The sequence below is a fragment of the Pedobacter sp. Hv1 genome, from assembly GCF_001412215.1.
Taxonomy (GTDB): Bacteria; Bacteroidota; Bacteroidia; order Sphingobacteriales; family Sphingobacteriaceae; genus Pedobacter.
Window position 1 is genome coordinate 741,474 of sequence record NZ_LLWP01000004.1, and the last position, 13,056, is coordinate 754,529.

General features: G+C 39.8%; 9 protein-coding genes and 1 tRNA gene. 4 read left to right on the plus strand and 6 right to left on the minus strand.

Annotated features, from left to right (window positions below):
• Positions 1–158: 158 nt before the first annotated feature.
• From AQF98_RS11090 to AQF98_RS11105, 4 genes are read right to left on the minus strand one after another with little or no spacing between them, the layout of a single operon-like run.
• On the minus strand, positions 159–1,244 hold the full coding sequence (locus tag AQF98_RS11090) for a Gfo/Idh/MocA family protein (RefSeq protein WP_055131997.1): 1,086 nt from the start codon (positions 1,242–1,244) through the stop codon (positions 159–161).
• A gap of 6 nt (positions 1,245–1,250) precedes the next feature.
• Positions 1,251–2,705, minus strand: a complete 1,455-nt coding sequence (locus AQF98_RS11095; protein WP_055131998.1) for a Gfo/Idh/MocA family protein — start codon at positions 2,703–2,705, stop codon at positions 1,251–1,253.
• Positions 2,706–2,733: 28 nt separating this feature from the next.
• Positions 2,734–6,192, minus strand: a complete 3,459-nt coding sequence (locus tag AQF98_RS11100; protein WP_055131999.1) for a DUF1080 domain-containing protein — start codon at positions 6,190–6,192, stop codon at positions 2,734–2,736.
• Positions 6,193–6,219: 27 nt separating this feature from the next.
• Entirely contained in the window at positions 6,220–7,506 is a 1,287-nt protein-coding gene (locus AQF98_RS11105) for a Gfo/Idh/MocA family oxidoreductase (RefSeq protein ID WP_055132000.1), read from the minus strand.
• A 243-nt stretch (positions 7,507–7,749) separates the two neighbouring features.
• Between AQF98_RS11105 and AQF98_RS11110 the strand changes: the two genes are divergently transcribed.
• Complete coding sequence (locus tag AQF98_RS11110) at positions 7,750–9,003, plus strand: ROK family protein (protein WP_055132001.1); 1,254 nt, start codon at positions 7,750–7,752, stop codon at positions 9,001–9,003.
• Positions 9,004–9,089: 86 nt separating this feature from the next.
• Here the strand turns inward: AQF98_RS11110 and AQF98_RS11115 are convergent.
• Positions 9,090–9,176 (minus strand) — tRNA-Ser (locus AQF98_RS11115).
• Positions 9,177–9,243: 67 nt separating this feature from the next.
• The gene (locus AQF98_RS11120) at positions 9,244–11,319 is read right to left on the minus strand and encodes an HD family phosphohydrolase (RefSeq protein ID WP_055132002.1); all 2,076 of its coding nucleotides are present in this window, start codon (positions 11,317–11,319) and stop codon (positions 9,244–9,246) included.
• A gap of 131 nt (positions 11,320–11,450) precedes the next feature.
• Between AQF98_RS11120 and AQF98_RS11125 the strand changes: the two genes are divergently transcribed.
• The 3 genes from AQF98_RS11125 to AQF98_RS21840 are packed head-to-tail and all read left to right on the plus strand — an operon-like array spanning position 11,451 to position 13,001.
• Positions 11,451–12,308, plus strand: a complete 858-nt coding sequence (locus AQF98_RS11125) for an SPFH domain-containing protein (protein ID WP_055132003.1) — start codon at positions 11,451–11,453, stop codon at positions 12,306–12,308.
• A complete protein-coding gene (locus AQF98_RS11130) occupies positions 12,308–12,841 on the plus strand; it encodes a hypothetical protein (RefSeq protein WP_055132004.1) in 534 nt (177 codons plus the stop codon). Before AQF98_RS11125 ends, AQF98_RS11130 begins: the two co-directional genes overlap by 1 nt.
• Positions 12,825–13,001 (plus strand): Arc family DNA binding domain-containing protein, encoded by a 177-nt coding sequence (locus tag AQF98_RS21840; protein ID WP_082434989.1) that lies wholly within the window; start codon positions 12,825–12,827, stop codon positions 12,999–13,001. Before AQF98_RS11130 ends, AQF98_RS21840 begins: the two co-directional genes overlap by 17 nt.
• Positions 13,002–13,056 lie beyond the last annotated feature (55 nt).

The following is a 13,056-nucleotide window of genomic DNA, read 5'->3' on the forward strand; positions in this document are numbered from 1 at the left end:
TTAAATTTCGTGAGATTAAATTATATCCTATTGATATTCAATAAGCTTTATCCTCACATTATTGTTTTCATTGAAAAATTCTGCTCTACTTACCCTAAAAACATCCAATCAATACTGAAATAAATAGGCCATTTTTTTTTTAGAAAACTCAAATCTGATCAATGTAACTTCACAACTTCTCCTTTCTTCACCGATTCATCGCAGGCAAATGCAATTTTAAGACTATTTACGGCATCTTCGGTTGCTTCATCAAGGTTGATATCTTCTCTAATCGCTTTCAAGAAATACCGTTGCTCACGGCTGCATAGCTCTTGATGGTTGGGTTCGTCTGTTAGGTCGATCCATTCGTCAGCTTTGCTAAATTCATCATCGGCATCTAACGCGGCATGGTGAACTTTAATAGATTCGGTTTTTGTATGCGCATCAATATTGTCTGAATTGCCTTGGGTACTGGCCTGTTTGGCCATGATAGACACCGAACCTTTAGGGCCGAAAACATCTTTGATAAAAAAGGCATTATCGCTTACCATTGGCCCCCAACCCGCTTCGTACCAACCTATAGAGCCATCTTCAAAACCGATCTGCAATTGCCCGTAATTATAATTCCATTCTGGGATCTCGTCTGTTAACCTGGCACCAATGGCACTTACCTGTATCGGTTTTGAACGGGTCATTTGGCACATGATATCGATGTAATGTACCGCACAATCTACAATTGGGCTTAGGCTCTTCATCAAATTGCGGTGGATGGTCCATTTGCGGCCATGGCTTTGCTGGTTCAGGTTCATGCGCATGACCAATGGTTTACCCATTTGTTGGGCCAGCTCGGTAAATTTCTCCCACGAAGGGTGATACCGGAGAATATAGCCTACTAACAGTTTCTTATTGGCCTTTTTTGCGGCTTCGGCTACCCTAATAGCTCCCTCTACACTATCTGCCAATGGCTTTTCTATAAATACATGACAGCCACTTTCAAAGGCTTTAACAGCGTAAGCTTCGTGAGTATCAGGATAAGTAGAAATACAAACAGCATCAGGTTTGGTTGTTGCTAAAGCTTCGTAAAAGTCGCTATACAAAGTATATTGTGTACCTAATTTTTGATTAAGCAATTCTTTACTTTTTCCGGTAGAAACCAGGCCACATATTTCAAATCCATCTAAGGTATGGTAGGCCATTGCATGAGATGAACCCATATTGCCACAGCCTACTACCAATACCCTTAAGTTTTTATTTTCTATTGACATTGCTTATTAAACGCCTAAAGTCCAACCCTGGCGATAGGTTCTTTTCACAAATTGGTTCACTTCGTCAAAATTGGTCACTTTCATGTTCACTTTGTCCCAAAGCATTTTGATGTCTCTGCCTGGGTAACTGATTTTACCAGCTGCATCTTTGCGCTGCACATCAATTCCTCTAATGGCTAAATTGGCAATCAACAAAGTTTCCGTTAATGGTCCGGCAATCTCAAATGGCGAGCTGAGCTCCATTTTACCATAACCCGCAATTGCCGCTTCGGCAAACTGTGTATAATGACCTTCTTCTTGGTTAACTATACGTGGAATACTGATTTTAGTACGATCTGATTCGTTTAGTGATAAAGGCAAGAGTTTTGGGTTTTTACCATAGGTTTCGCAGAGCATTTTGCCTTTTGTACCGATAAATAACACTCCATTGTCACCAAATTTTTCATTTGGCCCCAGCTCTTCTGGTCTTTCGGGCTTAATACCTCCATCCATCCAGTGTACCTGTATGTCGTGTTTTGTCTTTTCAGTTTTAGCAAAAGTCATCGTTACATGACTTGATGGCGGACAGCTTTCGGGCAAATAAGCCCGTTTAAATTCATCTACATAAACGCTGCCCACACTACATTCTACACTAATTGGGGTATCGAGGCCTAACACCCTAAATGGAGGTTCTACCAAATGACACCCCATATCGCCGATGGCTCCAGTACCATAATCCCACCAGCCACGCCAGTTGAAAGGAACCATTTTATCGATGTAATCTTTATAAGGTGCACTACCCAACCAGAGATCCCAATCGAGCTCCTTTGGCACTTCGGCTTTGGCAGTTGGCCAGGCAATTCCCTGTGGCCAAACTGGGCGATTTGTCCAGCAGTAAACCGTATGTACTTTTCCAATTTTACCCGCATCATACCACTCTTGTAGCCTTCGCACACCATCGCCAGAAGCACCTTGGTTGCCCATTTGCGTGACAACTTTGTAGCGTTTTGCAGCTTCGGTTAACATTCTTGCTTCGTAAATATCGTGCGTTAATGGCTTTTGCACGTATACATGTTTGCCTAATTGCATCGCCGCCATGGCAATTTGTGCATGGGTATGATCGGGTGTAGACACCGTTACAGCATCAATGTTTTTGGCTTCTTTATCTAACAATTCGCGGTAATCTTTATAATATTTTGCTTTTGGGAAGTTTTTAATAGAATTAGCTGCCCTCCTGTCATCAACATCGCATAAAAAGGCTACATCTGTTCTACCACCCTTCACAATGCTGGCAATGTCGCTCTCCCCTTTTCCACCGGCACCAATACCGGCCAGTTGCAGGCGATCGCTTGGCGCTAAAAATCCTTTCCCTCCCAATACATGTCGGGGAACGATCATAAATCCTGCTGCTGCAAGTGCCGTTGTTTGAATAAATTTTCTTCTCGAATTATTGGTTGTTGGTTCTTTACCTTCAGTTGTCATTTAACTTGTTGTTTTATTCCGTTTAACCCTATTTTTTATCATTTGCTGTTTTGGCACCCGTTTCTTTTGTGCTCAGGTCTTTGATTCTGATGTTGCGGAACTGAACTGGCGAACCATGGCCAAGAAAACCGATGTGCCCACTGTCTCTAAGTAGCCCCGGATGCTGCTGCTTATCTGGCGTTCCATCCTTTTTAAACGGTGTAATATCGCCATCTAAAATTACAGTTCCATTTAAGATCACTTTTATTTTAGGCCCTTTTGCAATTACTTCTTGGTAATTCCACTCGCCAACAGGTTTTAAGAAGCCTCTTTTGGCTGCAATGGTGCCATAAATAGAGCCATGGTATTGGTACACATGAAGGTCTTTATAAATTGGCGCATCATTGTCTAAGATCTGTAGTTCCATACCTACATAAGCAGCATCGCCTTCTAAAGGTGCCCTTATACCCAATCCATTGTTAGCACCAGGGGTAAGTTGAAATTCAAAACGGTAAATAAAATCACTAAATTCTTCTTTGGTAAACAAGTTACCTCCAGAACCCTTACCAGGTTGAGGTCTGATGGCGATGTTACCATCTTCGATCACATAATCGGTGGTATTTCCTGTCCAGCTGTGCATGTTGGTACCGTCAAATAAAACTTTATAGCCTTCTTTTTTCTCTTCTGCACTCAACTCAAAAGGTTTCGGACGTGGAATTTCTCTGATGTAAATATCGCGATAAGCTACTGGCGATCCATGTGCTTGTAACTCGATCTGCTCTTCGGCAAAAATAGGTAGACTCCTGTCCCAATAATTTTCAAGGATTACATTATCGGTCACCAATTGACCGTTCAAATAAACAGTAACACGATCCCCTTTCATCAGAATTCTGAAAGTATTCCATTCATCTAATTTATTATCGGCCACTTTAAGTGGTTTGCTCTCATTAGCTTGGTTGTTGTACAAACCACCAGAACCTACCTGAGCACCTACTTTAGTGCGGGCAAGATCCCAGATTTGTACTTGTGGTGTACCACGAAGGTAAATACCAGCATCGCCTTCTCCTTTTTTGTCGTCAATAATTTTCCAGTCTACCAACATTTCAAAATCACCATATTTTTTTGTGGTAACCAGGTTGTTGCCATGGCTCTGAAATTGCAGTTCGCCATTAATTACCTTCCAACTATCTTGTGCCTCGGCATCAGCTTTTGTTTGTGCATCTGCTAATGTTTTCGGATCCATTTTGGCTCTTTTGATCGGATCGGCCACTAAACCTTTCCATCCCGTTAGGTCTTTGCCATTAAATACTTGTACAAATCCTTCTCCTGCCTTCATGTCTGAGATGTACTTGCGCATGCCTTCTTTCTCGTAACCTGCATCGCCACCAGTGATCACATTGATCGTTTTATTTAACAGACCTTTTACAATATCGCCATTGTAAGTTCCTGCCATGGTAATGTTCATTACCGCATTGGCAGCAGCTTGTTGTAAGGTTGGATTATCCAAATACTGGCCAGCAAATACAATGGCATTGAAACATTTGGCCTGTTCTGCATCTTTCAAGATGGTTTGTTGTTGCATTGGGGCTTTGGCTACGGCCATTGCATTGCGGAGCAACAGCAAACGTTGTTCGGCTGCATAATTGGCATTTTTAACCAAATACAGGTAACCTTTAAGGGCTTGATTTAAAAATTCGGCATTGTTGGTGCTACGGGCAATTTTAATCAACTCTTCAGTCGAACTCGCATCAGTCCATGCAGATAAGGCTTCGATGCTTGCTTTTTTAGTGGCATCATCTCCTGTAGCATAGGCATTCGCCACGGCTTTTAATGATTTTTGACCTCCGATACTAGCCAATATTTTATAAAACAGCAATTTTTTATCGGCAGTTGCTGCGCTCATTTGCTGTAATATTTCTTCAGCTTGTGCATCAGCATTTGTGCTTCCTTTTACTGAAGCAATGATAGCATTTTGTACATCGCTCAACTCGTTAGGCGCTGTAGTAGTTTTTAAAAGATCGAAAAGCTGCGTTTTTTGTGCTGGCGTAGCAATGTCTTTCAATGAAAGAAAAGCCGCTTTTTTGACTTCAGCGTTTTTGCTATTGAGCGAGGTATAAATAATGTCTTTTTGTGCGCTTGCGGCACGAGCCGCCAAAATATTGATCAGTGCTACCTGCACCTCAGGTGTTGCTTTAGGGATATAGGTGGCAACTTTAGCTGTTACACCTTCTCCCTTCATGCGAAGGATGCCGTTGGCAATGGCTGTAATGTGTGCAACATCTCCTTTGTCCATTAATTTTAACAGTTCGTCTAATGAGGCCTCTTGCCCTATTTTTACTGCTGCGTTAATGGCTGCTAGTTTTACTTGCGGATCTTCGGTTTTTACCAATTTCAATACTTCTGGCAATGCCGATTTGGCTTTGCTATTAGCCAGTAAATCTAAGATGGCCACTTGAGTTGGGGCATCAACTGTTTTTAATTTCTTCACCCATAACGCACTATTGGCATCAGTTAAACCTAAGGCAGCAAATTTTACGGCTGCAGCTCGGTATTTAAATTGTTTATCGCTCATGGCTGCCAACAAAATCTGTTGATCGGTTTGTGTATGAGCAATCAGCTTTAATGCGGCAATGCGTTGATCTGTCTGGTTATCGGCTGTTGCCTTTTCGAGAATGGTTTTGGCAATCTTTTCTACACCCGCTTTGTCGCTTGCAACTCTTTTTTCGGCATAAATTAATAAGGCAGCCAAAGCATTGGTTTGCTCGTATTGATAACCTGCTTGTTCAGCAGCTTTTATCAATACATCGTTTGCAGATGCATCTGCAATATTTGCCAATGCATATAAACTTACTTTTGTTAAATCTTTGTCTGCACTGGTTGCCAAGGGTAAAATTGCAATGGCTGCCGCTTTTGAGTTGCTGTGTCCTAATGCTTCAACAATAGCCATTTTAGCTTTTCCATTGGCTTTACCTAAGCCATTTATTAATGCGGTTACGGCCGTAGGGGTTCCAATTTTAGCCAAGGCCCTCGAAGACTCGTCGGCCAATTGCTCATTGGTTAAATAACTTTCTAAACAAGCTACCGCATTGTCATTTCCTATCAGGTCGAACTGGCTGATGATAAAGGCCTTGTTTTGTTGATTGGAAACTTTGGCTAGCGCCTTGCAGTATGCACTAATGGCCATATTTTTGGAGGCTTGTTGATCATTTTTGGTAGCAAAAGCGGTAAAGCCACTCACAGCATATTCAATCAGGGCATTGTTTCCTTTTCCGGGAGCACTCAGTCCACTGATCAGCGTTACATAGCCTTCTTCACCCAGTTGGGCAACTTCCTTCATATTGCGCTCTAGTTGGGCTGCATTTCTGGCTGGCAATTGCGCTAGTAAATCTGCAATACGGGTGGTGGTGGTTCGTTCGTCTTTTTTATCTTGGGCAATAGCTCTGTTTGCAACAAATGTATTGGAGAGCATGATCACTGCCAACAGTATCAAACGTATTTTTTTTATCATGATGATTTGAAATTTTAATAGGACAACTTAAATGGTAAATGGGGCACGCATTACTGGATTGATCAGTTTGTTTGCCGCTTCATCGTTTATAAACTCTTGTTTTACGGGATCAAACTTTAATGATCTTCCCAATCTTAATGCCGCCAGCCCAATATTGACAATGTTGCAAGAACGATGGCCATTCTCTTCGTTAAGCGCAAACTTTTTTCTGGTTCTTACAGATTCTGAGAACTCGATAATCTCTGGATCGGGATCTGGGAATTGCGCCAACTTACGCTCAAGATCTGGAATATCAGACTTGAAACCTGGATATAGTTTACCTTTTGGTCCTTCTATGTAAGGCACATTGGTGTCTTTTCCTTCGCCATCCAATATAATCTGACAGCCATCGGCATAGGTATAGGTAATCCTTCGCCAAATTCCAACGGCATCGGGATGTTGTTGAGGTGCATCTATTTCTACAGAGATTGGACTGGTATCATCTTTACCCAAAAAATATTGGATAGGATCGATATAATGTTGGCCCATATCGCTTAATCCGCCTCCGTCATAATCCCAATACCCCCTAAAGGTTCCGTGAACCCGATGTGCATTGTAAGGTTTATAAGGCGCTGGACCAAGCCATGCGTTATAATCTAATTCGGGTGGTACGGGTTGAGGCTCTAAGTTGTCTTTTCCAACCCAATAGAATTTCCAATCGTAACCTGTATGCTTGCTTACGGTCACTTTTAAAGGCCAACCCAACATGCCACTGTCTACCAATTTCTTAATTGGTTTAACGGTTGTGCCCATCCCGTAAAAGGTATCTTTAAACCTGAACCAAGTATTTAACCTAAACATACTACCATGCTGCTTAACAGCTTCTACCACTCGTTTACCTTCGCCAATGGTATGGGTCATTGGTTTTTCGCACCAAATGTCTTTGCCTGCATTGGCAGCATCAACAGCCATAATACCGTGCCAGTGTGGCGGGGTGGCAATGTGCACAATGTCTACCTCTGGAAGTTTAATCAGTTCTCTATAATCGCTAAATGTTTTTACGCCTTTGTCTAACATGGCAGCGGCTTGTTGCAGGTGGTTCCTATCTACATCGCAAATGGCCACTACCTGTGTGCCTTCGTAGCCAAAGTGGCCTCTACCCATTCCGCCTACGCCGATTACAGCTTTGGTCAATTTGTCGCTTGGTGCTAAAAAACCTTGCCCGCCCAGCACATGCCGAGGTACAATGCTAAATGTAGCGAGAGCGATTGCAGATTTTTTGATAAAATCTCTTCTGGAGTTTTGTTCTTTTTGTGGTTCTTGTTTAGTTTTCATTTTGTTTAGATAGGAATAAACCTACAATGTGGTGGTAGGTTGGTATTTAGGTTTAATAAGTGCTGATTTGCAGATGTTGGTTATTCATCCTTTTGGTTATGTAAATTATACACTTAGTAGAATAATGTTAATAAGAAATTAGGACAAAGACAAAAGATAATTCATTTTTTTATGCATTAAAAAAACTTTCATAAAATTTTAACATAAGTTCTCTATATTTAATGAATTTGAATAATCAAACCCATGAATCTTAACCTATTAAATGACATAATAAAGGATGCAAATGATAAGCAGATCGTTTCCAAACACAGGTTGATCAAACATCTTTTTAAGCTGGGAGCCGCTTCTGTTTCTACCTTATGCGAACTCATGGATATGAGTACACCAAGTGTTTTGAAGTTGATCATCAGCTTGATGGAGGAAGGATGGATAGAGAAAAAGGGCTTGGGGGTATCGATGGGTGGGAGAAAACCTGATTTATATGGACTAAAGGATAAAAAAATCCTGATCCTTTGTATTGACATTGAATTATTTCATACCAAAATAGCCGTTTTAGATAACAACTATAACTTCATATTTGATGTAAAAACCATCGCTTTACCCATTTCTAAAAGTAGAACTGACTTTTTTGCGCTTCTCCATACCCAAATCCAAGCCATTTTACAAACAGAAGGAATTGACAACAAACAACTAATTGGTTGTAGTGTGGGTATGCCAGGTTTAATTGATGCCGAAAAGGGCGAAAATTACAGCTATTTCTTAAGTGATACCGAGAATATCTCTTTAACTAGTGCATTTGAGAAGATGCTCGAATTGCCAGTAGTGATCCAAAATGATGTAAACGGTTCGTCGATGGCCGAATTTACACATGGGCTGGCAAAAGGCAAAAAAAATGTACTGATCTTGTTAATGGACTGGGGTGTTGGACTTGGGATTATCATGGATGGTCAATTGAGACAAGGGACGTGTGGATTTTCGGGAGAATTGGGGCATATTCCATTTGTTGAAAATGGTGCCTTATGCTACTGTGGCAAACATGGTTGTTTAGAAACAGTTGCCTCTGGAAATGCATTATCTGAAATGGCTAAGGAAGATATTTTATCGGGCAAAAATTCGATGCTCAACAAACTCACTAACGAAGAATTGGAAAGAATTGAACCTGCAGTGATTATTAAAGCGGCAAATAAAGGAGATCAATACGCTATTCAGTTATTGTCTAATGTGGGCACTTACATGGGCAAAGGAATAGCTGTGCTGATCCAATTGTTTAATCCAGAGCTGATTATTTTAAGCGGTAAAATTGCTGGGGCAAAACAATACATTACCTTACCTATGCAACAAGCGATTAATATGTACTGCATGACTCAAATTAGAGAAAAAACAACGATTGTGTCTTCAGAGCTTGGCGAAAACTCGAGGCTCTTGGGTTATGCTGCAACAGGAATTGATCAATTTTTGGATACCCATATTAAAAAAGCCAAAAAGTTAAAGAAGTAAAAGATAGCGTATTAGTAATCTTAGCCAGAAAAAGGCAAATAGAGTGCAAATAAAAAGCCCACCAATGTATATTGATGGGCTTTTTGCGGAGAGGGCGGGATTCGAACCCGCGGTACCGTTGCCAGTACGACAGTTTAGCAAACTGTTCCTTTCGGCCACTCAGGCACCTCTCCTATCGTTGCGCATTATTGCGTTTCGAGGTTGCAAATATAGCAATTCATTGATGTTTGCAAAAAAAAATTACGTAGTTTGTAAATAATCTATCCTCACATGATAGATGCTCATGAGCATTGTCTTGAATATCAGCTTTATAGTTTCTAAATCTTTTAGCGTTAAATCGCAATTATCTAACTGATTTTGCTCCAATTTGTAATTAATTATCCTTTCAACGAGGTCATTTATGTTCTGAGCATCCGGATTTTTGAGACTTCTCGACGCTGCTTCGACCGAATCGGCCAACATTAACACACCTGTTTCTTTAGAAAAAGGAATGGGTCCGGGATAACGGAAAATATTTTCGTCGACGAATTTTTCTGGCGAATTCTTCAAGAAAGATTGATAAAAGTAATCGACCCTTGTATTGCCATGGTGCGTTCTAATGAAATCAATTACATTCTCTGGCAACTTATGCTTGCGGGTAATTTCTATGCCTTTGTGCACATGTTTAATAATGATCTGGGCACTTTGTTCGTACGGCAACTTATCATGCGGACTAACCGCTGTATTTTGGTTCTCGATAAAATATTGAGGGTTCTCCATCTTACCAATATCATGGTACAATGCCCCTGCCCTAACCAATAGTGAATTTCCACCGATCTTAAAAATGGCGGCTTCGGCCAAATTTGCTACCTGCAAAGAGTGCTGGAAGGTACCTGGTGCTTTAAAAGCCAACTCTCTGAGCAATTTATTATTGGTATTGGTCAATTCAATCAGCGCCACATCTGATGTGATGCCAAAAACCCTCTCAAACGCATAAATCAATGGATAAGCCAATAAGGACAGCAACACGCTAAATACAAAAGGCAAAAAGTTTACCCATTCTATTTGTTTGAAAGAACCTTCACGCAACAGTGCAATACCCACAAAGGCCACAAAATACGATGCCAATATAAACGAAGCAGAAATGAGCAATTGCTCTCTTTTGATTAGATTCTTAATGCTATAAATGGCCACCATACCCGCTGTAACCTGATAAAACACAAACTCGAAACTGTTGGGCACAAAAAAACCTGCAACTAAAATAACCAGCAAATGTAAATTGAGTGCCAAACGGGTATCAAATAAGATCCTGATAATAATGGGTACAATACAGAATGGGATGTAATATAAACTTGGCAGATTGAGTTTAATGGCCCAGGTTAAAGCCAGCAACATCGAAGTGATCACCAGTAAAAGCAAAGAAAGCTGTCGGTTATCAGCAAAAATATCCTTCCTAAAAAGGAAAAGGAAAACCATTAACAAGGTAATGATAAAACCTACCAAAAGCACTTGCCCCAAATACACAAGTCTGTTATCACCTATGGTTTTGGTCTGCGCTTCATACGTCTCTTTAAAAGAAAGTAGTTTTTGATACACTTCATCATCTACATAACTTCCTTTGGCTACAATCAGCTCGCCTTTTTGCACCATCCCTTTAGTAGTAGAAAGGCTATTAACCGTACTGTTCTGTACCATTGCCGTTAACCTTTCGTCAAAGAGCAGATTAGGTTTTAGATGGCTCTCTACCAAATTCACAATCACATCCTTCACTTTTAGATTGGTAGACCTAAAGTTGTTCTTGAAATAATCTAAAGCGCTTTCAGTAGTAAAAACATCTTGTGAGTTGGTCTTTATCGATACATTGTTGTTCACCAAAGAAAAATCGTAATGTTTATCTTCTTTCTGGTGTTTGGCAGTAAGGCCGATAATCCCTTTTTTATAAACCAATTCGAGCATTTTTAGTGCCGATTGTTTGGTGGCTTCTTTTTCATTTTCGACCAAGGCACTTGATCTCCATTTGACATCAAATTCATTTAAAAATGCTTCTCTCTGTCCTTTCAACACATCTTCATTGTATTTATAGATTGGCAACACATTGTTCAACGCTTCCTTTTTATCGGTATTGAGCTGTGGATTTGTTTTTAAAATGGCAAAACTAAATGGCGAGATCAGGTCTTTGTTTAACCAGATCTTTCCTTTTTCAAATTCGTACCTAAACCGAGGTTGTTTAGGCAGATAGAGTGTAATTACAAATACACAAACTACCATCATTACATATTTAATGTTAGATGAATATTTGCGGTAAAGTACTTTAGGATTTTTTCTGATTTTGGCCAAAGCTGTACAAATTGATTAACCCAAAATTAAGATTATTTTCATCAATAGCCTAAAACATAAATATTTCCACTATTTTATTTGTTTATCTCAGATTTTATATTTCAATTTGTGATATCAAATCAATATCAATTATGTATCAAGAAAAAATTATTAACCCACCATCTGGGTATTTAGCATTAGCATTATTTTTAGGGCTTTTGGGTGCAGCAGTTTTTTGTTTCGCCTTGGAGAGCTTTATTTTAGGCGGCTTACTTTTAACGCTTAATTTTGTTCTGGTTGCACCGGGATTGATTATTGTAAACCCAAACGAATCTAAGATATTGACCTTATTTGGAAAATATGTTGGCACGGTAAAGTCTGACGGCTTTTTCTGGGTAAATCCGCTTACTACTAAAAAGAAATTATCATTACGTGCCAGAAACTTAAATGGGCAACAATTGAAAGTAAATGATAAAATGGGTAATCCAATTGAAATTGCCGCCGTAATTGTTTGGCAGGTAAATGAAACTGCCAAAGCCACATTTGCGGTAGAGAACTACTTACAATACGTAAACATTCAGAGTGAAGCAGCGGTTAGACATTTAGCCAACAGTTTTGCTTATGACAATATGGAAGATGAAAGTGCAGAAATTACCTTAAAAGATGGTGCAGAAAAGGTAAGTGTTCTTTTAGAAGAAGAATTGAACGAACGTTTATCTAGAGCGGGCATTGAAGTAATTGAAGCCCGGATCTCGCACTTGGCCTATGCACAAGAAATTGCCAGCGCCATGTTACAACGTCAACAGGCTACAGCGGTTATCTCTGCCAGAAAACTGATTGTAGAAGGGGCTGTTGGAATGGTAGAGATGGCATTAGACAGGCTCTCTGAAAAAGGTATTGTTGAATTGGACGAAGAACGTAAAGCCGCCATGGTAAGTAATTTATTGGTAGTGCTTTGTGGCGATAGAAATGTACAACCAGTTGTAAATACAGGTACTTTATACAACTAATGGAGTTTGAAGAAACACAACAGTTAAAATTATGGTGGTTATATATTCTTTTGGGTATAGAAACCATCATTGTTTGTAGCATTATCTTTTTAGATAAAGGAGGCATGAGCTGGCAAGACCTAAAGGATATTTATTTCTTACCTATCTTTTCTATATTGTTACCTTATGTGATTGTTTTCTTCGTCACCAAAAACCGATTGACCTTAAAGATTGATCAACATGGGATTACCTATCATTACTGGCCATTTGTAAGAAAAAAACACATTTCTTGGGCTACTATTAAAAGGGCTTATCTCAGAAAGTACGATGCCTTAAGTGAATATGGTGGTTGGGGCTTACGTACCCGCCTCTGGTTTAAGTTTAATGACAAAGCCTATATTTTTAACGACAAAATATTAGGTTTGCAGCTGGAATTAGACCCTAAAAAAGTGCTTTTTAGCACAGATAGACCAGACGAATTGGCTCTTTTTCTAATCAACCTAAAAAGACAGTACAACATAACAGCTATAGAAACAGATGTCAGAGAAAGATAAAAAAGCGTTTGTGTTAAGAATAAACCCTGCTCTACTTAAAGAAATAGAGCAATGGGCAGCAAGTGAATTTCGAAGCACGAATGGGCAGATTGAATACCTGCTCAATGAAGCTATTAAAGCGAAGAAGAAAGGCAGAAGCAAAAAAGAAAATTTGGACTAGGCTTTAATTATCCATATTTAATCTTTTTACTGCAAACCAAGGGTTTAAAATGCAT